The 24,621-nt window shown below is 70.9% G+C and carries 19 protein-coding genes, 4 tRNA genes and 1 other RNA gene; 11 read left to right on the plus strand and 13 right to left on the minus strand.

Translation table 11 applies throughout. The annotated features are described in order from the left end of the window. The first annotated feature begins 64 nt into the window (after positions 1 to 64). Positions 65 to 700 carry a uracil phosphoribosyltransferase gene (gene upp, locus SPRI_RS19320; RefSeq protein WP_005315292.1) on the plus strand — a complete coding sequence of 212 codons (636 nt, stop codon included), beginning with the start codon at positions 65 to 67 and terminating at the stop codon, positions 698 to 700. Positions 701 to 790: 90 nt separating this feature from the next. Here the strand turns inward: upp and SPRI_RS19325 are convergent, their stop codons facing one another. The 8 genes from SPRI_RS19325 to trhA form a co-directional block, all read right to left on the minus strand. Continuing rightward, on the minus strand, positions 791 to 1,414 hold the full coding sequence (locus SPRI_RS19325; protein ID WP_005315293.1) for a LytR C-terminal domain-containing protein: 624 nt from the start codon (positions 1,412 to 1,414) through the stop codon (positions 791 to 793). A gap of 170 nt (positions 1,415 to 1,584) precedes the next feature. Next, positions 1,585 to 1,881 (minus strand): type II toxin-antitoxin system VapB family antitoxin, encoded by a 297-nt coding sequence (locus SPRI_RS19330; RefSeq protein WP_003955420.1) that lies wholly within the window; start codon positions 1,879 to 1,881, stop codon positions 1,585 to 1,587. A gap of 400 nt (positions 1,882 to 2,281) precedes the next feature. After that, on the minus strand, positions 2,282 to 3,817 hold the full coding sequence (locus SPRI_RS19335) for a M28 family metallopeptidase (protein ID WP_005315301.1): 1,536 nt from the start codon (positions 3,815 to 3,817) through the stop codon (positions 2,282 to 2,284). 165 nt (positions 3,818 to 3,982) lie between these two features. Then, positions 3,983 to 4,651 carry an HhH-GPD-type base excision DNA repair protein gene (locus SPRI_RS19340; protein WP_005315302.1) on the minus strand — a complete coding sequence of 223 codons (669 nt, stop codon included), beginning with the start codon at positions 4,649 to 4,651 and terminating at the stop codon, positions 3,983 to 3,985. A gap of 84 nt (positions 4,652 to 4,735) precedes the next feature. Beyond that, the gene (locus tag SPRI_RS19345) at positions 4,736 to 5,971 is read right to left on the minus strand and encodes an RNA polymerase sigma factor (protein ID WP_005315312.1); all 1,236 of its coding nucleotides are present in this window, start codon (positions 5,969 to 5,971) and stop codon (positions 4,736 to 4,738) included. Next, positions 5,961 to 6,377, minus strand: a complete 417-nt coding sequence (locus SPRI_RS19350) for a YciI family protein (RefSeq protein ID WP_005315313.1) — start codon at positions 6,375 to 6,377, stop codon at positions 5,961 to 5,963. Before SPRI_RS19350 ends, SPRI_RS19345 begins: the two co-directional genes overlap by 11 nt. Positions 6,378 to 6,590: 213 nt before the next feature. Beyond that, positions 6,591 to 8,285: a lysyl oxidase family protein gene (locus SPRI_RS19355; protein ID WP_005315314.1), complete on the minus strand. Its 1,695-nt coding sequence runs from the start codon at positions 8,283 to 8,285 to the stop codon at positions 6,591 to 6,593. Positions 8,286 to 8,655: 370 nt separating this feature from the next. Continuing rightward, complete coding sequence (gene trhA, locus SPRI_RS19360; protein ID WP_037774280.1) at positions 8,656 to 9,309, minus strand: PAQR family membrane homeostasis protein TrhA; 654 nt, start codon at positions 9,307 to 9,309, stop codon at positions 8,656 to 8,658. Between the two features lie 941 nt (positions 9,310 to 10,250). On the opposite strand from trhA, the gene SPRI_RS19365 reads away from it, so the two are divergent. Then, the gene (locus SPRI_RS19365) at positions 10,251 to 10,589 is read left to right on the plus strand and encodes a MerR family transcriptional regulator (protein WP_005315316.1); all 339 of its coding nucleotides are present in this window, start codon (positions 10,251 to 10,253) and stop codon (positions 10,587 to 10,589) included. Between the two features lie 426 nt (positions 10,590 to 11,015). Here the strand turns inward: SPRI_RS19365 and SPRI_RS19375 are convergent. Then, a tRNA-Ser gene (locus SPRI_RS19375) sits at positions 11,016 to 11,103 on the minus strand. A gap of 108 nt (positions 11,104 to 11,211) precedes the next feature. Here SPRI_RS19375 and ffs point away from each other — a divergent pair. The 6 genes from ffs (at position 11,212) to SPRI_RS19400 (ending at position 19,717) form a co-directional block, all read left to right on the plus strand. Further along, positions 11,212 to 11,310, plus strand: an RNA gene (gene ffs / locus SPRI_RS36505) — signal recognition particle sRNA small type. 55 nt (positions 11,311 to 11,365) lie between these two features. Then, entirely contained in the window at positions 11,366 to 13,645 is a 2,280-nt protein-coding gene (locus SPRI_RS19380; RefSeq protein ID WP_053557126.1) for a DNA polymerase III subunit gamma and tau, read from the plus strand. 61 nt (positions 13,646 to 13,706) lie between these two features. Beyond that, on the plus strand, positions 13,707 to 14,969 hold the full coding sequence (purD, locus tag SPRI_RS19385; protein ID WP_005315320.1) for a phosphoribosylamine--glycine ligase: 1,263 nt from the start codon (positions 13,707 to 13,709) through the stop codon (positions 14,967 to 14,969). Between the two features lie 395 nt (positions 14,970 to 15,364). Then, positions 15,365 to 17,023, plus strand: coding sequence for a M48 family metalloprotease (locus tag SPRI_RS19390; protein WP_005315321.1), 1,659 nt, complete (start codon positions 15,365 to 15,367; stop codon positions 17,021 to 17,023). Between the two features lie 184 nt (positions 17,024 to 17,207). Then, positions 17,208 to 18,668: a N,N-dimethylformamidase beta subunit family domain-containing protein gene (locus tag SPRI_RS19395; protein WP_005315322.1), complete on the plus strand. Its 1,461-nt coding sequence runs from the start codon at positions 17,208 to 17,210 to the stop codon at positions 18,666 to 18,668. A 149-nt stretch (positions 18,669 to 18,817) separates the two neighbouring features. Continuing rightward, on the plus strand, positions 18,818 to 19,717 hold the full coding sequence (locus SPRI_RS19400; RefSeq protein ID WP_005315323.1) for a phosphoribosylaminoimidazolesuccinocarboxamide synthase: 900 nt from the start codon (positions 18,818 to 18,820) through the stop codon (positions 19,715 to 19,717). A gap of 57 nt (positions 19,718 to 19,774) precedes the next feature. Here the strand turns inward: SPRI_RS19400 and SPRI_RS19405 are convergent. The 4 genes from SPRI_RS19405 to SPRI_RS19420 all read right to left on the minus strand — a co-directional run bounded on the left by SPRI_RS19405 (position 19,775) and on the right by SPRI_RS19420 (position 21,146). Then, positions 19,775 to 19,847, minus strand: a tRNA-Gly gene (locus tag SPRI_RS19405). Between the two features lie 627 nt (positions 19,848 to 20,474). Further along, a tRNA-Gly gene (locus SPRI_RS19410) sits at positions 20,475 to 20,547 on the minus strand. Between the two features lie 79 nt (positions 20,548 to 20,626). Next, positions 20,627 to 20,698, minus strand: a tRNA-Gly gene (locus tag SPRI_RS19415). 109 nt (positions 20,699 to 20,807) lie between these two features. Continuing rightward, on the minus strand, positions 20,808 to 21,146 hold the full coding sequence (locus tag SPRI_RS19420) for a histone-like nucleoid-structuring protein Lsr2 (RefSeq protein WP_234020402.1): 339 nt from the start codon (positions 21,144 to 21,146) through the stop codon (positions 20,808 to 20,810). 290 nt (positions 21,147 to 21,436) lie between these two features. On the opposite strand from SPRI_RS19420, the gene purS reads away from it, so the two are divergent. From purS to purL, 3 genes are read left to right on the plus strand one after another with little or no spacing between them, the layout of a single operon-like run. Continuing rightward, positions 21,437 to 21,682 (plus strand): phosphoribosylformylglycinamidine synthase subunit PurS, encoded by a 246-nt coding sequence (gene purS, locus SPRI_RS19425; RefSeq protein WP_005315325.1) that lies wholly within the window; start codon positions 21,437 to 21,439, stop codon positions 21,680 to 21,682. Beyond that, positions 21,679 to 22,359 carry a phosphoribosylformylglycinamidine synthase subunit PurQ gene (gene purQ, locus SPRI_RS19430; protein WP_005315326.1) on the plus strand — a complete coding sequence of 227 codons (681 nt, stop codon included), beginning with the start codon at positions 21,679 to 21,681 and terminating at the stop codon, positions 22,357 to 22,359. Before purS ends, purQ begins: the two co-directional genes overlap by 4 nt. Further along, a complete protein-coding gene (purL, locus tag SPRI_RS19435) occupies positions 22,356 to 24,605 on the plus strand; it encodes a phosphoribosylformylglycinamidine synthase subunit PurL (protein WP_005315327.1) in 2,250 nt (749 codons plus the stop codon). Before purQ ends, purL begins: the two co-directional genes overlap by 4 nt. The last annotated feature ends 16 nt before the right edge of the window (positions 24,606 to 24,621 follow it).

The following is a 24,621-nucleotide window of genomic DNA, read 5'->3' on the forward strand; positions in this document are numbered from 1 at the left end:
GAGACACCTCTCCACCTTCCCTCCGGAACCGTCCTTGATGCGAGTGCGGGCTACTGTTGACGCCATGCGGATCCACGTTGTCGACCACCCCCTGGTGGCGCACAAACTCACCACGCTGCGCGACAGGCGCACCGATTCCCCCACCTTCCGGCGGCTCGCCGACGAGCTGGTCACCCTGCTCGCCTACGAGGCCACCCGGGACGTGCGTACCGAGCAGGTCGACATCGAGACCCCGGTGACGGGCACGACCGGCGTGAAGCTGTCCCACCCGCGTCCGCTGGTGGTGCCGATCCTGCGGGCCGGTCTCGGCATGCTGGACGGCATGGTCCGGCTGCTGCCGACCGCCGAGGTGGGCTTCCTCGGGATGATCCGCAACGAGGAGACGCTCGAGGCGTCCACGTACGCGACGCGTATGCCGGAGGACCTTTCCGGGCGCCAGGTGTACGTGCTGGACCCGATGCTGGCGACGGGCGGGACGCTGGTCGCCGCGATCCGCGAGCTGATCAAGCGCGGCGCGGACGATGTGACCGCGGTCGTGCTGCTGGCGGCGCCGGAGGGCGTCGAGGTGATGGAGCGCGAGCTGGCGGGCACGCCGGTGACCGTCGTGACGGCCTCGGTGGACGAGCGCCTGAACGAGCACGGATACATCGTGCCGGGCCTCGGCGACGCGGGTGACCGCATGTACGGGTCCGCGGAGTAGCGGTCATTCAGTGATGCGGCCCGTCGCGCCGCAGGACAGCGGAAGGGCCGGAGAACTCCGGTCCTTCCGTCGTCCCTGGTCCGTGACTGCCTAGCACGTGCCGGAAGGCGCCGGCTTCGGCTGCGAGAGGGCCGCGAGGGCGACGTCCGCGTTCGCCTTCGCGTCGAGGGCCTTGAACGCGGTGCCGATGATGAAGTCGACGTCGGCCGTCCTGCGGGTGTCGGTCTTCGCCTGGAAGCCCTGCACCTGGGTGCCGAGCACCCGGAAGGCGCCGTTCTGGGCGGTGGTCGCTCCGAGCAGTACGGCGGTGCCGGGGACCTTCTTGTCGTAGGCCGCCGGTGCGTTCGCGACCTTGCCGATCTTGAAGCCACGTTTCTTCAACTCGTCGGCCGTCGACTTGGCCAGGCCGGCGCGCGGCGTCGCGTTGTAGACGTTCACCGTGATCTGGCGTGGCAGCGGCGGCGGGGGCGCCGCGGAGGGGGAGGGGGCGGGCTTGCACCGTGTGCCGCCACCGCTCGCCGAGGTCTTCGCGCCGCCGCCCGTGAACGCGTCGATGAGCTGCACCGTCCCCCAGCCTGCGAGGCCCAGCGCGGCCACCGCGGCGACAGCCGCAAGGACGATCCTGCGGCGGTTCCGGGGGCGTCGCATTCGTGGGTACTTGTCGCCCGTGATGCGGTACTTTCCGCCCATGCCGGGGGGAGTCAGCATGCTCATGGGCGCAGCGTAGTGCGGTGCGGTGGCTATGCCTACTAAACGATCAGTCGATTGCGTCCGTACGGTGCCGAAACGACCCCGAAAGGATCAGCCGCGGACCGTGGCCGACCCTCCTCGGGACACCACCGGCCGTCGCCGCGGCCACCGAGGTCGGGAGGCGCGGGGCCGGCTCAGCCCAGCTCGAGCACGCGGGCGTGCAGGACCTGACGCTGCTGGAGGGCCGCGCGCACGGCGCGGTGCAGGCCGTCCTCCAGATAGAGGTCGCCCTGCCACTTCACGACGTGGGCGAAGAGGTCTCCGTAGAACGTCGAGTCCTCTGCGAGCAGCGTCTCGAGATCCAGCTGTCCCTTGGTGGTCACGAGCTGATCGAGGCGGACCGGGCGCGGCGCGACATCCGCCCACTGCCGGGTGCTTTCCCGGCCGTGGTCGGGATACGGCCGCCCGTTACCGATGCGCTTGAAGATCACACGGAAAGCCTACCGGTCAAGAGGCTCATGGCGCAGCCATGGAACCGCGGCGCGATCCTGATCAATACTTTGCAAACCGGGTGAATGGGGTCTCCCGCTGTTCTTCCTCGCCCGTGTTCAAGGGACGTCCCCGGTGTCTCCGCGCCGCCGTGGGGGTGCTCCGGTGGGTGGGCACCGCCTTGAAGAGCGGGCACGGCCTGGTTCCCGGCAGGTCACGCCGAGCGTGCGGTGATTCGCCCGAAAGGGTCGGCGGCTTCTTCCTCCCGGGCCCCGGGAGTACGTGGCGGGGGTTCTCGCGGACCCTCCGTGGCACGGCGCGCCGCGGGCGAGGAGCCCGCGGCGCGCCGCGACCGGTGCGGCCTCGCGCCCGTCGTGGGCGGAGCGGCCGGTGTGGTGGGTGTTACTCGGTCACTTCGTGGTCGTGGCCGTCGTGCAGGCCGCCGCCGCTGCCCGCGTCGCCGTCCGTCGGGACGGTGGTGACCGGCTTGCGCAGCGAGCTGATGTCGTGGGCGTAGGTGCCCACGGCGTTGGCGATGATGCCGATGTTGACGGCGAACGCCTTCATGTTGATGTTGCTGATGTCGTCGCCCGCGGCGTGGTAGTTCACGTCGTACGCGATGCCCGCGGAGCCGCCGAACTTCTTGGCCTGCGCCTCGGTCTTGATGCCCTCCGCGCCGGTGAAGGTGCCGCCGGACGGGATGCCGACCTCGATGAACGGCCCGTAGTCGGAGCGGCCGGTGAAGTCGGTGCCCTCGTGCGGGGTGCCCCGCTTGTCGAGGAACTCGTTGATGTCACGCTCGAGCTGCGCGGAGCCCGCCGGGCCCGCGCCGGAACCGACGCCGTCGGAGTTGTCGCCGTCGTAGACGAAGAGTCCGTAGTTCGGCGACGCGATCATGTCGAAGTTGAGGTAGAGCTTGATCTCCTTCTTCCCCAGGCTGCTGAGGTTCGCGACGTAGTGCTCGGAGCCGAGCAGTCCGTTCTCCTCGGCCGACCACCAGGCGAAGCGCACCTTGTTGGTGGGCTGCTTCTCCCGCTTGGCGAGCTCCTCCGCGACCTCGAGCAGTCCGGCGGAGCCGGAGCCGTTGTCGTTGATGCCGGGGCCGGCGGTCACCGAGTCGAGGTGGGCGCCGAGCATCACCGTGTTGGCGGCGTTGCCCCGGCGGGTCTCCGCGATCACGTTGTTGGTGCTGCGCTTCTCCTGGAGCTCACGGACCTCGAAGGAGACCTCGAGCGGGCCCTTGGCGAGGTCGGCGGCGAGCTTCTCGCCCTCGGCCTGCGTGATGCCGCCCGTCGGGATCTTCGCGGAGGCCTGGTCGCCCAAGGTGCCGGAGAGGGTGCCCTCGGTGTTGTTGTAGACGATGGCGCCGACCGCGCCGGCGGCGGCCGCGGCGGCCTGCTTCTCGGCGAAGCTGCAGCCGCCACGCTTGATCAGCGCGATCTTGCCGGTGAAGGTGCCCGACGTGTAGTCGGCCGCCTCGCAGCCCGTCGTGTCGTCCACGGGCACCGCCGCCACAGCGGCCTTGATGCCGCCCACAGGAGTGGACTTGGTGTACGTCATGGCCGCGATCTCGACGTCACGCGGGGCCGGTGAGAGAACGGAGAGCTTCTCGGCGAGCGTCTCCGTGTAGATGAAGTCGAAGCGCTGGTACGAGACGTCGTACCCGTACTTCTTCATCTGCTGGTACACGTACGCGGCGGAGGCGTCGTGTCCGAGCGAGCCGGCGGCGCGGTGGCCGCCCGTGCTGTCCGCTATCTGCTGGAACTTCTCAAGGTGCTCGAATGCGTCGTCCGCGGACGACTTCTGGACCAGCTTCCGTGCCAGCTTCGACGCGTCCATGGCCGCCCGGTCGCCCGGGTCCTGACGGTGCGCAGCGGACGGGGAGGCGGACGCCAGCAGGAGCGGGGTCGCGAGTGCGGCAGCGGCCACGGTGGCCACGGCTCTGCGATGGGTTGCCTTCACAGAGGTCCTTCCCGATGTGAACGAGGGTTGAGGGGAAGCTAGCGATCTCTGTCGCCCCTGTGAACACTTGTGCCGTAACTCATGGCGCATTTCCCCCCATCAGCGCACGGAAGCGCTTCATCCACTTCAACTCCCGGTTCTTCAGGGCTTCCTGGGCGACTTCGTCGACTTGGTGGACTTGGCCGTCTTGGCCGTCTTCGTCGCCTTCAGGGTCCTGGCGGTCTGCGTGGCCTTGGCGGCCTTGGCGGCGGCCTTCTTCTCCTGCTTGTACGCCCGCACCCTGGCGAGCGATTCGGGGCCGGTGATGTCGGCCGCCGACCGGTAGGAGTCCTTCTCGCCGTACGCGCCGGCCGCCTCCCGCCAGCCCTCCGGACGTACGCCGTACTGCTTGCCCAGGAGGGCCAGAAAGATCTGCGCCTTCTGCTCGCCGAAGCCCGGGAGCGCCTTCAGCCTCGCCAGAAGATCCGCGCCGTCGGCCGCTTCGGTCCAGACGGCGCTCGCGTCGCCGCCGTACTCGTCGACGAGGAACCGGCACAGTTCCTGGACCCGCTTGGCCATCGACGCCGGGTAGCGGTGGACCGCCGGCCTCTCCCGCAGAAGTTCGGTGAAGGCGTCCGGGTCGTAGGCGGCGATCTCTGCGGCGTCGAGATCGTCGGTGCCCAGCCGCTGCGCCACGGTGTACGGGCCGGTGAACGCCCACTCCATGGGGATCTGCTGGTCGAGGAGCATCCCGATCAGGGCGGCGAGAGGGCTGCGGCCGAGGAGTTCGTCGGCCTCCGGTTGCTGGGCGAGGTGAATCGTGGCTTCCATGCCCCGATGATCACCCGGCCGCCGGTGCGCCGCCAGCGAAGCGTCCGGCGGCTGAAGGCCGGTGAGGCCCGGGCCGCGCGGGTGTCACGGGCTCAGCCGGTCGGCCCTGGCCCGCAGGTAGCGGGCCTCCGGGATGCTCAGGGTCATGGCGGCCGCCGAGCGGTAGGCGGCACGGGCCGCCTCGAGGTCGCCCGCCTTCTCCAGCAGGTGCGCCCGTACGGACTCCAGCCGGTGGTTGCCGCTCAGCCCCTCCTCCAGGCGGGCCACTTCGGTGAGACCGGCACGCGGGCCGTGCACCATGGCCGTCGCGACCGCCCGGCCGAGCTCGGCCATCGGTTCGGGGGCGCGGGCGACGAGAACGTCGTAGAGCGCGAGGATCTGCGGCCAGTCCGTCCCGGCGGCGCTCGGGGCTTCGTCGTGCAACGCGGCGATCGCCGCCTGCAGTTGGTACGGACCCGCCGGACCCTGCGTCAGCGCCTCCTCCACCAGTCGGGTGCCCTCGGCGATCGCCGCGCGGTCCCAGCGGGTGCGGTCCTGCTCGTCGAGTGGGATCAGCTCTCCGTGCGGGCCGGTGCGGGCGGCGCTGCGGGCGTCCGTGAGCAGCATCAGCGCCAGCAGCCCGGTCACCGCGCCTTCCTCCGGCAGCAGCCGGCGGACGGCACGAGCCAGGCGGATCGCCTCCGCCGCCAGGTCGGCGCGGTGCAGGTGGCGGCCGGAGGTCGCCGTGTACCCCTCGTTGAAGATCAGATAGAGCACCTGCAGCACGGCGGCGAGGCGGGCGTCGCGGTCCGCCGCGCCGGGCTGCCGGAACGGCAGACCTCGTATCCGCTGCTTCGCCCGGCTGATCCGCTGCGCCATGGTGGCCTCCGGCACCAGGTGCGCGCGGGCGATCTCGGCGGTCGTCAGACCACCGACGGCCCGCAGGGTGAGCGCGATCTGCGCCGCCGGGGCCAGCCCAGGGTGGCAGCACAGGAACAGCAGCGTGAGGGTGTCGTCGTCGGCGGGTGCGCGGGACTCACCGGGCGGCGGTGCCGTGAAGGCGTCCCGCGGGGCGAGCCGGCCGGCCGTCTCCTCGCGCCGGTGCCGAGCCTCCTCGCTGCGCAGCAGGTCCGTCAGGCGACGGGAGGCGACCCTGATCAGCCAGCCGCGCGGGTTCTCCGGGACGCCGCTCCCCGGCCACTGCTGCGCCGCCGCCAGCAGCGCCTCCTGAACGGCGTCCTCCGCCAGGTCGAAGTGGCCGTACCGGCGCACCAGCGCGCCGAGGACCTGCGGCGCGTGCAGGCGCAGCAGGCCCTCGACCCGGCCGGGATCAGCAGACATCGCCTCCGCCGTCCATGATCTGCCGGATCACCACGGGGTATTCGACGGTGCCTTCGGGGACCGGGCACTGGGTGATGCGGGACGCGATCTCCGTCACGCGGTCCAGGCTCTCGCACTCCAGGACCCAGTACCCGGCGAGCACCTCCTTCGTCTCGCCGTACGGCCCGTCCGTCACCACCGGCCGGCCGTCCTTGCCGGACAGGACGTGCCGGGTCTGCGCCGGCGCGGCCAGGCCCTGCCCGTCGACGAGCTCGCCGGACTCGGCGAGGTCGTCGTTGATGCTCTGCATGAACGAGAACATCGCCTGGATCTCCTTCTCGTTCCAGGCCGGGGCGTGCTCGGAGCCGTTGCCGCTCATCGCCTCGTAGTCCGCCTGCGTTCCCTGAATCATCACCAGGTACTTCATGACTCGCTCCTTGTGGCCGGTCGGTCGCCCCCTTCGGGCAACTCTCACAGGAGACGTCGGAGACGTCGGCGCGTTCTCGACACGACGCGGCAGAATTTTTCGCGGACCGCGGCGAAGCCGCCCCCGGAGGGGCGGACGCGCGAACGCCGGCCCCGGGAGAAGTCCCGGGACCGGCGCCGGCCGGAGAGTTCCGGCCCTGCTGTCGGACGGATGTCAGTTGGCGTCGACCAGGTCGTGCGCCGGCACCTTCACCGTGCGGGCGCCCGGCTTGCCGCCCAGCACGACCTTGCGGAGTGCGCTGTTGTTGTCGAGATCGGTCTCCTGCAGCCGCTTCTCCGGGTTGGCCAGCACCTGGATGTAGTAGGTGCCGTTGGGCAGGTCGGTGATGTCGAAGGACTGGCCCGGCAGGTCCTGGGTGTAGGTGTCGCCGGAGCCCACGTCCAGCACCTCACGGACGGAGATCGAGTTCTCCTGGCCGCACGCGGTGGACAGGTCCGTGTTCTCCGGGTGCCAGTTGGCGTTCTTCACCGTGTAGTCGACGGCGTCGGTGTTGGCCAGGCAGAAGGCCTCCTTGCCGCTGCGCACCGCTTCCTTCTGGTCGGCCTTGAGCAGCCGGTAACTGGCGAAGTCGGTGAAGTGCCAGTGCTCGTGACCCGGCCGCGGGTCCCACTCCATGGTGCCGGTCGGGGCGTAGCCGACCTGCTTGCCCTTGGCGTCGTAGAAGTACTGGTAGGCGTCCATCAGCTTCTTGCCGGGGGAGCGGAATCCGTCCACCACCAGCTGCGCGGGGCCCGCGTTCCACACGTTGGCGCTGAACGCCAGGTAGTCCTTGCCGGGGACGTCGTCCCCGCCGTCGCTGATCTGGATGCCGTACGCCGGCAGCGACCGCAGGTCCGGCTTCGGCACGTCAGGCACGGACGCCTTGCCGGTCGGCCGGTTCGCGTTGGGCGACAGCGCGGGGGCCTGCCGGGAGCCGTCGGTCCGCCCGGCCCCGTCACCTGCCTGCGCGGCCTTGAGAGCGGCCTTCTTGATCGCCCAGGGCACGGCGGGCGGAGCGGACGGGTAGGGCCCGTGGCCGGCGTTGTACGAGGGGCCGGCGCCGCTCGTGGGCGCCGCGGGAGCGGCGGCGCGCGTAGCGCTGTGTCCCGAGTGGCCGGCCGCGTGGCCCGCGTGCTCCTTGGCCGCGGACGCGCGCGCGCCCTCCTCCCAGCTGCGCTCCCGCACGGTCACGCTGATCGTCTGCGGCTTGTCCGCGATGCCGAACAGGTCCCGGTAGCGCTTCGCCACGGACACCTTCGCGGTGTACTTGCCGGCCGGCAGGGCGACCGGGGCGGTGTAGAAGCCGGAGTACGTGTTGGACGCCCAGCCGTTCTCCACACCCCACACCGAGCCGAGCGTGAAGGGGTTCGTGGGACAGCTCTGCGGATACTTCGACTTCGCAGGGGCGTCGGGGCGGACCCGGCCGGAGGCGTTGTTCGGGCAGAACGCCTCGTCCTTGGTCACCACGGTCTTGCCGGCCGCGTCGGTGACCGTGATCCGGACGAAGCCGGGAAGCCCGGAGAAGTCCTTCACGAGCCCGGCGGGCAGCGTCTTGGTCCTGGGTGCCTTGTTGCCCTGCCGGATGATCTGCGTGGCGACGACCGGGTCCTTGTAGGACTTGCGGGTCACCTTGAGCTCGAGCGGGCCGTTCTCGGCGGTGAGGTAGGTCCCGAGGTCGAGGTAGACGCCGGGCTCTTCCTTCCAGGAGTCGAGGGTGACCGACGTGGAGGCGGCGATCAGACTGAACTTCGGCTTGGTCTGTGCCTTCCGGGCGTCGGGTGCTGCGGCGACGACACCGGCGGTGACGGCGATCGCCGCGCCCGCGGCGATCGCGGGGCGCCACAGGCGGGCATGGTGGGATCTGGTCATCAATCCTCATATCCGAGTGCCTGACGGGACATGGATCAACAGCCCGCTCGCATGACCGGCCGCCCCGTCGAAACGACGCGGCCCCCCGTCGCGAAGCTGTGTCCCGCCTGTGAGAGTCGAAGGACGGCCCTGTCGGTTGTCTGGGGCCGTTCAGCTCGCGGATGGTTGGCCGGAACCATGCCGTTTTCGCCGGATCCGGCCGACATCACAGGGATCCCGCCCGCAGGGCTCCCGGCCCGTGCTACGCCGCCGTGTTCGGCCACCCCGGGACGGCGAACGTCGAAGGGCCCACCGCGAACGGTGGGGCCCTTCGACATCGTGCCGCCAGGACGTCGTACCCGACCCGGTCCGCGCCTGGCCGTCCACCGGGTCAGAGGGCGGCGAGGCAGATGGCGGTGTAGTGCGCCGCGAAGGCCGTCACAGTGAGTGCGTGGAAGACCTCGTGGTACCCGAACCAGCGGGGTGAGGGGTCTGGGCGCTGCAGGGCGTAGACGACTGCGCCGGCGCTGTAGAGAAGACCGCCGGCCACGATCAATATCAGTACGGCTGTCCCGCCGGTGTGCAGGAAGTCGGGCAGGTAGCGCACCGGTGCCCAGCCCAGGGCCAGGTAGCAGGGCGTGTACAGCCAACGGGGAGCCCCGACCCACAGCACGCGGAAGACGACGCCGGCCAGCGCGCCCGTCCATACGATCCACAGCAGGACCGTCCGCTGACCCGGCGCGAGCAGGAGTACGGCCAGGGGAGTGCAGGTGCCGGCGATGATCAGGAAGATGTTGGCGTGGTCGAGGCGCCGCAGGACGGCCTCGCCGAGCGGCCCCCAGGTGCCGCGGTGGTACACCGCGCTCGTTCCGAACAGCAGCCAGGCGGTGACGGCGTACACGCCACAGGCAAGGACCGCCTGCGGCGTGCGGGCCAGAAGGATGAGGAAGACGCCTGCGATCAGCGAGGCGGGAACCATCCCCGCGTGGAGCCAGCCGCGCAGCTTCGGTTTGAGCGGCTCCATGATGTCGGCTGCCCGCTCCACGAGAGCATCGACAGGGCCGGATTCTTCTCCCGCCCTGTCACCGGTCGATTCGGCCGGCCGGGCTGTTCCGCTGTCGGGGTGCGGCGGGCCGGAGGAGGCATGGTCATGTGCTGGGACGTGGGGATCATGGGCAGCCATGCGGTCATGCTAAGCAGCGTTCGACGGCGGCCTGATCTCGGATCTGCAGAAAAGCTACCCCTCATGCACTCCAAAATCTGTTCCCGCCGAAGTAGACATTGTGTGGCTCTGTGGCTATGGTTTCTCTCGTAGTCAAGGTCGAAGGGCCCGGCCAGACATGAACTGGCGGGCAGCAGTACTGAGTTCGCAGTGCGGTGCGGTGGTGGAGTACCGAAGCCAGGGTTGTTGCAGGATGGCGACGGGACTGACGGCCGTACCGGGTGGCCCGACAGGGGCTGCCATGAGCAGTACCGCAGTAAGTGCAGTAGGCAGTACCAGCAGTCGGTACACAGAGGTCTCTCAGTAAAGGCGCCGGGCTGCAGGCGCGCGTGCTGAGAGGTTCGGCAGTGGGGTTCCGAGCCGGAGCAGATGCAGGACGGGCGACGAGGCCGGCTGCCGGACAAGGTGGCTTCCTGGAGCCACCAGCAGGTCGCAGTTCAGCAGTGCAAGCAGTACCGCAGTTCGCAGTATCAGTAGTTGGTTCAGAGGGAAGAACGGAGGAGTCGAGCGCCATCAGGATCGCCCGGACAAGAAGGATCGAGTCCGGGTACCGCAAGACCCCGGATAGGCAGGTGGTCCCCGGTCACGCATCCGCGATCCCCGCGCGTCCGCCCGACTTTCGGGCCGGTCCGCGGACCCAGTAGGCCGGCGCAGCACTAGGGCCGGCAGATGGTGTAGCAATTCCTTCGGGGCCCTGGTGCCGTACGGCACCAGGGCCCCTCCATGCGTTGCCCGGTCCCCGATACGTTCCACAACGAGGTGAGATGACAGCAGACGACCCGCTTGGCCGTCTTGAAGACGACGACTACCCCGCCTACACGATGGGGCGAGCAGCCGAGATGCTCGGCACCACCCCCGCCTTCCTGCGGGCCATCGGCGAAGCAAGGCTGATCACTCCGCTGCGCTCGGAAGGTGGCCACCGCCGCTACTCCCGTTACCAGTTGAGGGTCGCCGCCCGAGCCCGCGAAATTGTGGACCAGGGGACCCCTATCGACGCTGCGTGCCGGATCGTGATCCTCGAGGACCAACTCGAGGAAGCGCAGCGACTCAACGCCGAATACCGCCGCTCCGTAACCGACCAGCACCCTCGGACCGCAGCCTGACATGAGAGCGCCTGCCACCGCGCGCAGGCGCCGCAGCCCTCCGTGTCTCTCGACGGCCGCCCGCGCCCTGGCGGCGCAACCACAGGAACCGAGGGTCCCGTGAACCTTCGACGGAACCCTTGGTGCGTTGTGCACAGGTCGAGATCGGTCGGCTACTGCCCCCACGGTGAGCAGGCCAGGAGGGAGCACACGCCGACACGTCCCGTGCCGGGCGGCGTACGGCCGGCCTGCCGGATCCGCTGATCAAAGTGCTCCGCCACCCCCAGGAGGAGCAGGCGGCGGAGCGAACGGCGGCCGGCAGTGAAGAAGGTCGCCCAGCGGGTCGGCGACATGCTCCGGGAGCCGCCGAAGGCAACTGGGGCGGGCAACGTCGAAGGGCCCCACCGCGAACGGTGGGGCCCTTCGACTTCGTGCCCGGTGAGGCACTGGCGGAGGATACGAGATTCGAACTCGTGAGGGGTTGCCCCCAACACGCTTTCCAAGCGTGCGCCCTAGGCCACTAGGCGAATCCTCCGCCGCAAACAATACAAGACGTTGAGGAGTGCTCGCGAACCCCTTCCCGATCTACGTTCCCGATCTCGTCCGGGGGTCATGACCACCCCCTGGTATCGGGTAGCCTGGGTGCAGCCCCTCACGTGGCGCTATCTGACTGAACTCCCCCAGGGCCGGAAGGCAGCAAGGGTAGGTCGGCTCTGGCGGGTGCGTGGGGGGCGCTTGCGTTCCCGGGGGATCCGGGGCGGCTCCGGTTGTCCGTGGGCCCCGATAACCTCGTAGGTGTGTCGTCCCTTGCGCTGTACCGCCGCTACCGCCCCGAGTCGTTCGCAGAGGTCATCGGTCAGGAGCATGTCACTGACCCGCTCCAGCAGGCCCTGCGCAACAACCGGGTCAATCACGCGTACCTGTTCAGCGGGCCGCGCGGCTGCGGAAAGACGACCAGCGCCCGCATCCTCGCCCGTTGTCTGAACTGCGAGCAGGGGCCGACGCCGACGCCCTGCGGCGAGTGCCAGTCCTGCCAGGACCTGGCGCGCACCGGACCCGGGTCCATCGACGTCATCGAGATCGACGCCGCCTCGCACGGTGGTGTGGACGACGCGCGTGAGCTGCGCGAGAAGGCCTTCTTCGGCCCCGCGAGCAGCCGGTACAAGATCTACATCATCGACGAGGCCCACATGGTCACCCCGGCGGGATTCAACGCCCTGCTGAAGGTGGTCGAGGAGCCCCCGGAGCACCTGAAGTTCATTTTCGCGACAACCGAGCCCGAGAAGGTCATCGGCACCATCCGGTCGCGTACGCACCACTACCCGTTCCGCCTCGTCCCGCCCGGGACGCTCCGGACGTATCTGGCGGAGGTGTGCGGCCGGGAGGGCATCCCGGTGGAGGACGGCGTGCTCCCGCTGGTGGTACGGGCCGGCGCGGGGTCGGTACGTGACTCCATGTCCGTCATGGACCAGCTGCTCGCCGGCGCCGCCGACGACGGTGTGACATACGCCATGGCGACGGCCCTGCTCGGCTACACGGACGGTTCGCTGCTCGACTCCGTCGTGGACGCCTTCGCGGCGGGTGACGGAGCCGCCGCCTTCGAGGTCGTGGACCGCGTCATCGAAGGCGGGAACGACCCGCGCCGGTTCGTCGCGGACCTGTTGGAGCGGCTGCGCGACCTGGTGATCCTCGCCGCCGTGCCGGACGCGGGCACCAAGGGGCTGATCGACGCCCCGGCGGACGTGGTCGAGCGGATGCAGGCGCAGGCCGCCGTGTTCGGCGCCGCCGAGCTCAGCAGGGCCGCGGACCTGGTCAACACGGGCCTGACCGAGATGCGGGGAGCCACGTCGCCGCGGCTCCAGCTGGAGCTGATCTGCGCCCGGGTGCTGCTGCCGGCGGCCTTCGACGACGAGCGGTCGGTGCGGGCCCGGCTGGACCGCCTGGAGCGGGGGGCGACGTTCTCGCCCGGTGGCCAGGGCCCCGCCATGGGATACGTGCCCGGGCCGGACGCCCAGGCGCACGCGCCCGTCCCGCCGGGTGCCGGCCCCGCCGCCGCCCGTGCCGCGGCGCGCGGCGACGCGGCGCCCACGGTTCCCGCGCCTGCCCCGTCGCCGTCGCCTGCGCCCGAGCCGGTCGCGCCGCCCGTCGGGCAGCAGCCTCAGCAGGCGCCCCAGCAACCCCAGCGGCCGCCGCAGCCGGAGCCGCACCAGCAGCCCCAGCCGCAGCCGGCCGCCTCCCGCCCCGGTGCCTGGCCCGGGACCGCAGGCCCGGCCGGGGCTCCCGCGGAGCCGGCCCGTCGGCCCGGCGGCTGGCCCACGGCCTCCGCCCCCGGCCAGGGCGCGCCGCAGCCTGCCGCGCCGGCCCCCGCGCCCGCACCGGCCGCCGCGCCCGCCCCGGCCCCTGCGGCGACGCCCGGCGCCGGCCTGGCCCAGGGCGCCGGCCAGGTGCGGAACATGTGGCCGGAGATCCTGGAGGCGGTCAAGAACCGCCGTCGCTTCACCTGGATCCTGCTCAGTCAGAACGCGCAGGTGACCGGCTTCGACGGCACGACCCTCCAGCTGGGCTTCATCAACGCCGGCGCCAGGGACAACTTCGCGAGCAGCGGCAGCGAAGAGGTCCTGAAGCAGGCGCTCGCCGAGCAGTTCAACGTGCAGTGGAAGGTCGAGGCGATCGTCGACCCGTCCGGCGGCTCCGGCGGCCCGGGCGGCACCGCACCCCCGGCGGGCGGCCCCGGCGGCTGCGGCAGCCAGGGCGGCTACGGCCAGGGCAGGCCGCAGCCCGCCGCCCCCGCCCCCCAGCCCGCCCCCGCCGCACCGGCGCCGCAGTTCGACCGTGCCCCGTCGCAGCCGTCGCAGCCGTCGCACCAGGCGTCCGCACAGGCCGCCCCGGCGCCCGCGCCGCAGTCCTCGCCGGAGCCGCCCAGGTCCGCGGAGCCGTACGGACGGCCCTCGGTGTCCATCGAGGACGACGTTCCGGAGGAGGACGATCCGGACCTGGTCGACTCCGCGCTGTCCGGCCACGACCTCATCGTGCGCGAGCTCGGTGCCACGGTCGTGGAGGAATATACGAACGAGTAGCGGCCCCCGTCTCGGAGGCCCGTACGACGGGCAGTGGTCTGCGGCGGTTAGGCTGACTGCCGTGAAGGTCCTCGTCATCGGCGGCGGCGCCCGCGAACATGCCCTGTGCCGCTCTCTGTCCCTCGATCCCGACGTCACCGCTCTGCACTGCGCGCCCGGAAACGCCGGTATCGCTGAGGTCGCCGAGCTCCATCCGGTCGACCAGATGGACGGCGCGGCCGTCGCGGAGCTGGCCACCGGGCTCGGAGCCGGGCTGGTCGTCGTCGGCCCCGAGGCTCCCCTCGTCGCCGGTGTCGCCGACGCCGTGCGCCGGGTGGGAATCCCCTGCTTCGGCCCCTCCAAGGAGGCGGCGCAGCTCGAGGGCTCCAAGGCCTTCGCGAAGGACGTGATGGCCGCGGCCGAGGTGCCGACCGCCCGCAGCTACGTCTGCACGACCGCGGAGGAGATCGACGAGGCGCTCGACGCCTTCGGAGCTCCGTACGTCGTCAAGGACGACGGCCTGGCGGCCGGCAAGGGTGTCGTCGTCACCGACGACGTCGCCGCCGCCCGCGAGCACGCGCTGGCCTGCGGCCGGGTCGTGATCGAGGAGTTCCTCGACGGTCCCGAGGTCTCCCTGTTCGCCATCACCGACGGCGAGACGGTACTTCCCCTCCAGCCCGCGCAGGACTTCAAGCGCGCCCTCGACGACGACGAGGGCCCCAACACGGGCGGCATGGGCGCCTACTCGCCGCTGCCCTGGGCCGACCCGAAGCTGGTCGACGAGGTCATGGCGAGCGTGCTCCAGCCGACCGTCGACGAGCTGCGCCGCCGTGGAACCCCGTTCTCCGGCCTGCTGTACGCGGGGCTGGCGATCACCTCGCGCGGTGTGCGGGTGATCGAGTTCAACGCCCGCTTCGGCGACCCCGAGACGCAGGTCGTCCTGGCCCGTCTCAAGACGCCGCTGGCGCGTGTCCTGCTCCATGCGGCCAAGGGCACGCTGGACACGGAGCCGCCGCTCACCTGGCGCGACGACGCGGCCGTGACCGTCGTGGTGGCCTCCCACAACTATCCGGGCACCCCGCGCACCGGCGACCCGATCGAGGGCCTCGAGGACGTCGCGGCCGAGGACGCTCCCCACGCGTATGTGCTGCACGCCGGTACGAAGCGGGACGGCGACGCGGTCGTGAGCGCCGGCGGCCGGGTGCTGTCGGTCACGGCGACAGGCAAGGACCTCACCGAAGCCCGTGAGCGGGCCTACCGCGCCGTGGGCAGGATCCGTCTCGACGGGTCCCAGCACCGTACGGACATCGCCCGCAAGGCCGCGGAGGCGCAGCCCGGCGCCTGAGCCGGGATCCGGTCGCGCGTGCACCTGGCCGGCGCCTGAGCCGGTCCGGCCGCCCTCGCTCCCGGGCCCGCCTGCGCGACGCCCCGACCGTGCGACGCCCTCGCCCCGAGCCCGGCCACGCGCCCGCCCTCGCGAGGTCCGCGGGGCCGCCGGGTGACGCCGCGCACCGCCTTACGACGCCCGCCCGGACATTCCTTCCGGGCGGGCGATCCTTTGCCCAAAGCCATTCCATCGAGTGACGGCTTCCTCATCCGGATGACGGCCGCCGAAGCCCCAACTATGGTGCGGCGCAAGCATTCCGGCACTTGGCCCACCGGCATTGCGATGTCAGTGGGCGATGCCACAGTGGGGGAGTGACCAACACCGTCGCAGGGCAGAGGGGGTGAGGTCCGGCCGTGTCCGGTACCGGTATCGGTGAGTCGATGGGCGCCAGGGGCGCCCGCGCCAAGGCACTGGCCGTGCTGCGTATCCGCAGCAGGGCGGTCGCGGTGGCACTTCTCCCGGCGGCCGTCGCCGTCGTCCTGTTCGCAGGCGGGGCGACGGGACACATGGAGGGCGGCGGCTGGGACGTCGCCCGCTGGGTCGTCACGGTCTGCGCGCTTGTCGTGCTGGTGACCGCCGCGGCCGTGACCGCGGTGATCGTGCGTGCCTCCCCTGCCCTGAGCCCGACCGTGGAGCTGCCGGAGCGTTCCGCCCCGGATCTCTACCGGCTGGTGAGGGACCTGGCGGAGCGCCTCGAGGTGCCCGCGCCGTCCGCGTTGGCGCTCACTCCGGACTGCGACAGCTGGCTCGAGGACCGGTCGCACCCCGCGCACTCGATATCGGGTGCCCGGCGGCGCACGGGCGAGGCCCCGGTGCTGGTCATCGGTTCGCCGTTCCTGTGGTGGATGCGGGTGGCCGAGCTGCGCGCGGTGCTCGCGCCGGTCGTCGCGGGCACCGGGTCCGCCGCCGACCCCGACATAGCCGCCGCCCGCCGTTTCGTCCGGGGGCTGGACGCGGTCGTGGCCGATGCCGCCCGTCCCGGACAGGGCACGACGCGCAAGCTGCTCTCCGGCTTCGTCGGCAGGACCGCGCGGCTGCTGCTCCGCAGCTGTCAGGACCACGCCGCAGGCATGGAGCGCTGGGTCGCCGCGGCCGCTTCCGAGCGTGCACAGGCTGTGGACTACGGGCTGCGGATCGTGGCCCAGGAGCAGGTCGGCCTGGCCTACGCGGGCTGGGACCGGCTGCTGACGAGGGTGGCGCTGCCCGCCTGGCGGATGGGCCGATGGCCGTCCCGGCTGGACGCAGGTGTCGTGTCCGCCCTGACCGAGCTGTCGCGCCGGGACCGCCTCGCGGAAGGCTTCACCTCGCGCCTCGGCGAGCGCCCCGCCTGCGACCTGCTGGAGGAGCCGGGCGCGGTCGACGAGGCGGCGTCGCTGCTGGCGGCTCGTCTCTTCCACGGCGGCCCCGCCGGCCAGGGCCCCGACTGGGCGCCGGTCGACTGGCAGCGCTATCCGGAAGAGGTGGTGGACCGGAAGTGGCGTACGGAAGCGGCGCGTATCCATCAGGTTCTCGACGAACTGGGCGTCGCGCCGTCGACGGGGCCGCAGGGGCCGACACTGGTCCGGGTCATGGACCACCTGTCCGCGCGGCCCGGTGGAGAGGCGAGCGAGGCGCTGGCCGCCGTGCTGACCGCCCGGGTGGCGCGTGAGGAGGCACTCGTGGAGACGCCGGCGGAGGCCGGGCGGGAACCGGTGGACGCGTCCGAGGACGCCCTGGCCCTCTGGGGCGGGGGCGATCCGCTGCCCCTCATGCCGCTTCAGCCGCCGCGGACCGGCCGCGAGCTGCTCGCCGACCATGTCGTCGCGATGGTGTGCTGCACGGCGGTCGACACCGTCGGCGCGGCGCCGGGGCTCGACTGGCTCGACGGTCCGGCGCTCCTGGTCGACGGCGAGCGCCGGGCGGACCTGGCGGCGCCCGTGCTGAGCCTGGTGGAGGACGGTGACGCGCAGCCGCTGCGGGTCTGGCTGGGCTCGCTCGGCGTCCGCCCGGAAAAGCCGGTCCGCCTTTTCTGAACGGGGCCGCCCGCCGGAGCGGGCCGGTCGCTATCCGGAGCGATCTCTTCCGGTTCCGGTCTCCCCGCCGTCAATTCGCGACGAACGGTGACGGAGTGCATGCGTAATGTGATGTGCTGGAGACCGGCGCTGAACGGCTCGGCGCGGCGCGGTTGTCACAGGGGCACCGAGAGAGGGGGCAGGCATGGGGGCGGACCAGATCCGGCGATGGGAATCGGGCGCTCTCGCGCACGCCGTCTCCGATCCTTTCGGCCAGGGCCCGCTGCCCTGGCTGCGCGGCAGTGAGAACTACTTCGACGACACCGGCCAGGTGGTCCCCTGGTACGCGGATCCGAGCCTGGCCCGCGGCGGCTCCGGCGGCCCCCGTACCGCGGACGACGTGCGCCGTCAGATCAAGGGCTTCGTGAGTCCCGGAGCCGCCGCACCCGGTGAGGCCGTCGACTTCCACATCACGGTGGACCCGCCGCAGCAGTTCTCCGTCGACGTCTACCGGATCGGCCACTACGGGGGCGACGGCGCCGCGAAGATCACTACGAGTCCCCGGCTCTCCGGGATCGTCCAGCCTCCCCCGCTCACCGCCGACCGCACGGTCTCCTGCCATCACTGGTGGCTCTCGTGGCGGCTCCAGATCCCCTCGTACTGGTCCATCGGCGCTTACGTCGCCGTGCTGACCACCCTGGACGGGTACCGCTCCCACATCCCCTTCACGGTCCGCGACGACCATCCCGCGGACCTGCTTCTGCTGCTGCCCGACATCACCTGGCAGGCGTACAACCTCTATCCGGAGGACGGCCGCACCGGCGCGAGCCTCTATCACGCCTGGGACGAGGACGGCAGGCTGCTGGGCGAGGAGGACGCCGCGACCACGGTGTCCTTCGACCGTCCGTACGCGGGGGCCGGCCTCCCCCTCCACGTCGGCCACGCCTACGACTTCATCCGCTGGGCCGAGCGGTACGGCTACGACCTCGCCTACGCCGACACCCGCGACCTGCACGCCGGACGCGTCGACCCGGCCCGCTACCGCGGCCTGGTCTTCCCCGGCCATGACGAGTACTGGTCGGCCCCCATGCGCCGGGCGGTGGAGCTGGCCCGCGACCGGGGGACCTCGCTCGTCTTCCTCTCCGCCAACACCATGTACTGGCAGGTCGAGCTCTCCCCGTCGCCGTCCGGCATGCCCGACCGGCTGCTGACCTGCCGCAAGCGCCGCGGCCCCGGAAAGCCGGCGTTGTGGCGGGAGGTGGACCGCGCCGAGCAGCAGCTGCTGGGCATCCAGTACGCGGGCCGGGTGCCGGACCCGTCCCCGCTGGTCGTGCGCAACGCGGACCACTGGCTGTGGGAGGCCACCGGCGCGGGGGAGGGCGACGAGCTGCCCGGCCTGGTCGCCGGAGAGGCCGACCGGTACTTCCCGCGCACGGCGCTGCCCGAGCACGAGCGCCGGATCCTGCTCGCCCACTCCCCGTACCGGGACAGCGACGGCACGGTCCGCCACCAGGAGACCTCCCTCTACCGGGCACCGTCCGGCGCCCTGGTCTTCGCCTCCGGCACCTTCGCGTGGTCCCCCGCCCTGGACCGTCCCGGCCATGTCGACACCCGGATCCAGCGGGCGACCGCCAATCTCCTGGACCGCATCTGCAAGCGTGACTAGTCCCTCTCCGGACGCATCGAGGCGCGGTGGGCCGGCGGCATCTCGCCGGCCGGCCGGGCCGCCGCCGGGGCCTCCCGCACCCTGACCAGGTGGGTCCCGCCCGCGTACGGGACAATCGGAGCTGTTGTTCATATTCACGGGGAGGAACCGTGTCCGGATTCGTCGAAAAGCCCGAGCCGCTGCAGGTGCCGGGCCTGGTGCATCTGCACACCGGCAAGGTGCGCGACCTGTACCAGAACGAGGCGGGCGACCTCGTGATGGTCGCCAGCGATCGCATGTCGGCGTACGACTGGGTGCTGCCCACCGAGATCCCCGACAAGGGCCGGGTCCTCACCCAGCTCTCGCTGTGGTGGTTCGAGCGGCTCGAGGACCTGATCGGCAACCACGTCATCTCCACGGAGCTGCCGCCCGGCGCGCCCGCGGACTGGGCCGGCCGCACCATGGTGTGCAAGTCGCTGCGCATGGTCCCGGTCGAGTGCGTGGCCCGCGGCTACCTCACCGGATCGGGCCTCGCCGAATACCGGGAGAGCCGCACCGTGTGCGGGCTGGCGCTCCCCGAGGGGCTGAGCGACGGTTCCGAGCTCCCCGCCCCGATCTTCACGCCCGCGACCAAGGCCGCCGTCGGGGAGCACGACGAGAACGTGAGCTACGAGGAGGTCGCCCGCCAGGTCGGTGCCGAGACCGCCGCCCACCTGCGCCAGTCGACCCTCGCCGTGTACTCCCGGGCCCGTGACATCGCGCGCGACCGGGGCATCATCCTGGCCGACACGAAGTTCGAGTTCGGCTTCGACGGTGACGCGCTGGTCATCGCCGACGAGGTGCTCACCCCGGACTCGTCCCGATTCTGGCCGGCGGCGAGCTGGCAGCCGGGCCGCGCCCAGCCGTCGTACGACAAGCAGTACGTCCGGGACTGGCTGACCTCGCCCGAGTCGGGCTGGGACCGCAAGAGCGAGCAGCCGCCGCCCGCACTGCCGCAGGAGGTCGTGGACGCGACCCGCGCCAAGTACGTGGAGGCCTACGAGCTCCTGACCGGTGCGACCTGGTCCTAGCGGGACCTCAGGACATGAAGAAGCCCCCGGCGAGAACGCCGGGGGCTTCTTTCCTTGAGCGGACGACGAGATTCGAACTCGCGACCCTCACCTTGGCAAGGTGATGCTCTACCAACTGAGCCACGTCCGCATGCGCCGTAGCGCGGAGACCACTATACCCAAACTCGGCGGTGCGCGAGACGCGCCGCCGTCCGAAGCTCTCCTCGAAGGCCGGCGAAGGCCCGGCACGGGCCCGGCAGCGGCCGGACACGAGGGCTTTCCGCGCCGCCGCCAGATCCGGTGAGACCTCCTCGCGACGGCAGCCGGCGCGATCGGTCGCCGATCACCTCGGCTTTCGGCATGGCCGGAAGCGAGCGCACGCCGACCGGTCACCGGCGGCCAACGCGCCCTCCCCGTAAGGCTTTCGGGCAAACCCGGCCGGGACACCACCGTGGCGCCCGGATGCCGGCGTCATTCCGGGGAGCCCTTCCCGCAGCCGTCACGAGGACTCCGCGCGGGGGCGCCCGCGGCTCGCGCGATCATGATTCGCCGACAGGAGCGGTGACGTTCACGTTGTGGCCACTGTCACATGTGTACGCCCGGGATGCCCGGAGCAGGCGTCTCTCCCTCCGGCGCGGGCGCGTGACCTCGATCGCGCTGCCTTTGCCGTCCCGTGTTCGCGCGACCGATGCCGTCGGCACCCGGCGGTCCCGGACGGCAGGAAGTCCCCGAGCACGACGAAGGCCCCGGTCGTAATGACCGGGGCCTTCGTTCTCTGAGCGGACGACGAGATTCGAACTCGCGACCCTCACCTTGGCAAGGTGATGCTCTACCAACTGAGCCACGTCCGCATTGTTGCCGCTCGGCTCTCACCGGGCGGTACGCCACCACTGTACCTGATCCACATCGGTGGACGGTAAAGCGATGCAGAGCGGGTGACAGGAATTGCACACTGCGCCTTCCCCCTGGAAGGGGGATGTTCTACTACTGAACTACACCCGCACGCTCCTCGAGGCGGGCCTTTCGGCTTGCCCCTCGGCGTGCTCCAGACTCTAGCGGATCACCAGGGGTGCAGTGCAACTCCGTTCGGCGCGGCCGTGGCCGGCGTCCCTCAACTGGCCTCGCGGAAGGCCTCGTAGACGCGCTTGGGGATGCGGCCGCGGGCCGGCACGTCCATCTTGTTGGACTGCGCCCAGGCCCGGACCGCCGCCGGTGCGGCCTCGACGGCGGTGTGCCGGTAGGAGACGGCGCGCGACTTGTCGCGCTTGCCACTGCTCGTCTGCTTTCGTCCGGCCGCCACGTAGGGTGCCAGTGCCTTGCGCAGTTTCTTTGCATTGGAGAGATTGAGGTCGATCTCGTACGACTTCCCGTCGAGGCCGAACGTGACCGTTTCCGTCGCTTCTCCGCCATCGATGTCGTCGGAGAGCGTGACCACCACTCGCTGAGCCACGGATATCGGTCCTTTCCCTGCGGTATCGCCGGAACGGCGTGGGTTGTGACGTGCGGCGATACCGGTTATTCGGCTGTCGAGGGGCAATGCTGCTTTCCTCTGTATTCCTTTGTACAGCGGATGGGCGCGCATTGTGAAGCCCCGGCAATTACTTGCGCGTGTCCTTCACAATGGAGCCCGGCAATCTTTCCTTGGATTTCGCGATGCGTGGGTTTGATATCTACCCGCGTAGATTTTCCGGGCGGGTACGCTGAGGGAACCGCCCTCGCAACACACCACCGGGAGTGCCCGTGGCTCGCGTCGTAGTCGACGTCATGCTCAAGCCCGAGATCCTCGACCCCCAGGGACAGGCGGTGCAGCGTGCACTGCCGCGACTGGGATTCGCCGGGATCGCGGACGTCCGTCAGGGAAAGCGCTTCGAACTGGAGGTGGAGGGGCCGGTCGACGACGCCGCCCTCTCCCGCATCCATGAGATGGCTGAAACGTTCCTCGCCAACACCGTCATCGAGGACTTCGTCGTGAAGGTGGAGTCGTGACCGCTCGTATCGGCGTCGTCACCTTCCCCGGAACGCTCGATGACCAGGACGCGCTGCGTGCCGCACGGCTCGCCGGCGCCGAGGCGGTACCGCTCTGGCACCGCGACAAGGACCTCAAGCAGGTCGACGCGGTCGTCCTCGCCGGAGGTTTCTCGTACGGCGACTATCTGCGGGCCGGCGCCATCTCCCGGTTCTCGCCGGTGATGGAGACGATCATCGAGCAGGCGAAGGCCGGTATGCCGGTCCTCGGTATCTGCAACGGTTTCCAGATCCTCACGGAGGCCCATCTCCTGCCGGGCGCGATGCTGCGGAACAACCATCTGCACTTCATCTGCCGCGACCAGAAGCTGCGGGTGGAGAACGCGGACACCGCCTGGACCGCGGACTACGGTTCGGGCCAGGAGATCTCCGTACCGCTGAAGAACATGGACGGCCGGTACGTCGCCGACGAGCGGGTGCTCGACGAGCTCGAGGCCGAGGGCCGTGTCGCCTTCCGCTACCTGGACCTGAACCCCAACGGTTCGCTGCGCGACATCGCCGGCATCACCAACGCCGCGGGCAACGTGGTCGGTCTGATGCCGCACCCCGAGCACGCCGTGGAGCCGCTGATCGGTACCGGCGGTACCGACGGGCTCGGATTCTTCACCTCCGTTCTCAAGAAGCTGGTCGCAGCATGACTCTGGACACCGTCAAGCACGCCACCGAGACCCCGGACGCCGACCAGCCGTGGAAGGAGCTCGGCCTCAAGGAGGACGAGTACGCCCGGATCCGCGAGATCCTGGGCCGCCGTCCCACCGGTGCCGAGCTCGCGATGTACAGCGTCATGTGGTCGGAGCACTGCTCGTACAAGAGCAGCAAGGTCCACCTGAAGCAGTTCGGCGAGAAGGTGCCCGAGAACGACGCCATGCTCGTCGGTATCGGTGAGAACGCCGGCGTCGTCGACGTCGGCCAGGGCTACGCCGTCACCTTCAAGGTCGAGTCGCACAACCACCCGTCGTACATCGAGCCCTACCAGGGCGCGGCCACCGGCGTCGGCGGCATCGTCCGCGACATCCTCGCGATGGGCGCCCGCCCGGTCGCCGTCGTGGACCCGCTGCGCTTCGGCGCCGCCGATCACCCCGACACCAAGCGCGTCCTGCCGGGCGTGGTCGCGGGCATCGGCGGCTACGGCAACTGCCTGGGCCTGCCGAACATCGGCGGCGAGGTCGTCTTCGACGAGTGCTACCAGGGCAACCCGCTGGTCAACGCCGGCTGCATCGGTGTGATGAAGCACGAGGACATCCACCTCGCGAAGGCGTCCGGCCCCGGCAACAAGGTGATCCTCTACGGTGCCCGCACCGGCGGCGACGGCATCGGCGGTGTCTCGGTGCTCGCGTCGGAGACCTTCGAGTCGACGGGTCCCGCCAAGCGGCCCGCGGTCCAGGTCGGCGACCCGTTCCAGGAGAAGCTCCTCATCGAGTGCACCCTTGAGATCTTCAAGGAGAAGCTCGTCGCGGGCATCCAGGACCTCGGCGGCGCCGGACTGTCCTGCGCCACCTCCGAGCTGGCGAGCGCCGGCTCCGGCGGTATGCGGGTCGAGCTGGACACCGTGCCGCTGCGCGACGCGACGCTCTCGCCGGAGGAGATCCTCATGAGCGAGTCGCAGGAGCGCATGTGCGCGATCGTCGAGCCGGACAAGGTCGACCGCTTCCTGGAGATCTGCGAGAAGTGGGACGTCATCGCCACCGTCATCGGTGAGGTGACGGAGGGCGAGCGCCTGGAGATCTTCTGGCACGGCGAGCAGATCGTCGACGTGCCGCCGCGGACCGTCGCCCACGAGGGCCCGGTCTACCAGCGCCCGTACGCCCGCCCCTCCTGGCAGGACGCGCTCCAGGCGGACGACGCGAACAAGCTGGCCCGCCCGGCGAACTCGGAGGAGCTGCGTGAGCAGGTCCTCAAGCTGGTCGCCTCCCCGAACCAGGCCTCCAAGGCGTGGATCACCGACCAGTACGACCGCTTCGTGCAGGGCAACACCGTGCTGGCCCAGCCGGAGGACGCGGGCATGGTCCGGATCGACGAGGAGTCGAACCTGGGCGTGGCCATGGCGACCGACGGCAACGGCCGGTACGCGAAGCTCGACCCGTACACGGGTGCGCAGCTCGCGCTGGCGGAGGCGTACCGCAACGTCGCCGCCTCCGGTGCGAAGCCGCTCGCGATCTCCGACTGCCTGAACTTCGGCTCCCCCGAGGACCCGGACGTCATGTGGCAGTTCGCCGAGGCCACGCGTGGTCTCGCGGACGGCTGTCTGCAGCTGGGCACGCCGGTGACCGGCGGCAACGTCTCGCTCTACAACCAGACGGGCGAGACGGCGATCCACCCGACGCCGGTCGTCGCGGTGCTCGGTGTGATCGACGACGTGAACCGCCGGACGCCGATCGCCTTCGCCGAGGAGGGGCAGCTGCTCTACCTGCTCGGTGACACCCGCGAGGAGTTCGGCGGCTCGGCCTGGTCCCAGGTCGTCCACGACCACCTCGGTGGAATGCCGCCGAAGGTCGACCTCGACCGGGAGAAGCTGCTGGGCGAGATCCTGATCTCGGCCTCGCGCGACGGCATGATCGACGCGGCGCACGACCTGTCCGACGGCGGCCTGATCCAGGCGGTCACGGAGTCGTGCCTGCGCGGCGGCAAGGGCGCGCGGCTCGTCGTCCCAGACGGTCTGGACGCGTTCACCTTCCTGCTGAGCGAGTCGGCCGGCCGTGCGGTCGTCGCCGTCCCGCGCAGCGAGGAGCTCCGCTTCAACGACATGTGCGGCGCCCGCGGTCTGCCCGTGACCCGTATCGGTGTGGTGGACGGAGACGCCGTCGAGGTGCAGGGCGAGTTCAGCATCCCGCTGAGCGAGCTGCGCACGGCGCACGAGACGACCATCCCGGGTCTGCTCGTCTGACCTGTGGTCGATGGCC

Source organism: Streptomyces pristinaespiralis, from assembly GCF_001278075.1.
GTDB lineage: Bacteria > Actinomycetota > Actinomycetes > Streptomycetales > Streptomycetaceae > Streptomyces > Streptomyces pristinaespiralis.

Coding starts and splice junctions, on each gene's coding strand:
- upp (WP_005315292.1), top strand. CDS start 65: ATGCGGATCCACGTTGTCGACCACCCCCTGGTGGCGCACAAACTCACC.
- SPRI_RS19325 (WP_005315293.1), bottom strand. CDS start 1,414: ATGAGCATGCTGACTCCCCCCGGCATGGGCGGAAAGTACCGCATCACG.
- SPRI_RS19340 (WP_005315302.1), bottom strand. CDS start 4,651: ATGGAAGCCACGATTCACCTCGCCCAGCAACCGGAGGCCGACGAACTC.
- SPRI_RS19345 (WP_005315312.1), bottom strand. CDS start 5,971: ATGTCTGCTGATCCCGGCCGGGTCGAGGGCCTGCTGCGCCTGCACGCG.
- SPRI_RS19350 (WP_005315313.1), bottom strand. CDS start 6,377: ATGAAGTACCTGGTGATGATTCAGGGAACGCAGGCGGACTACGAGGCG.
- SPRI_RS19355 (WP_005315314.1), bottom strand. CDS start 8,285: ATGACCAGATCCCACCATGCCCGCCTGTGGCGCCCCGCGATCGCCGCG.
- SPRI_RS19365 (WP_005315316.1), top strand. CDS start 10,251: ATGACAGCAGACGACCCGCTTGGCCGTCTTGAAGACGACGACTACCCC.
- SPRI_RS19395 (WP_005315322.1), top strand. CDS start 17,208: ATGGGGGCGGACCAGATCCGGCGATGGGAATCGGGCGCTCTCGCGCAC.
- purL (WP_005315327.1), top strand. CDS start 22,356: ATGACTCTGGACACCGTCAAGCACGCCACCGAGACCCCGGACGCCGAC.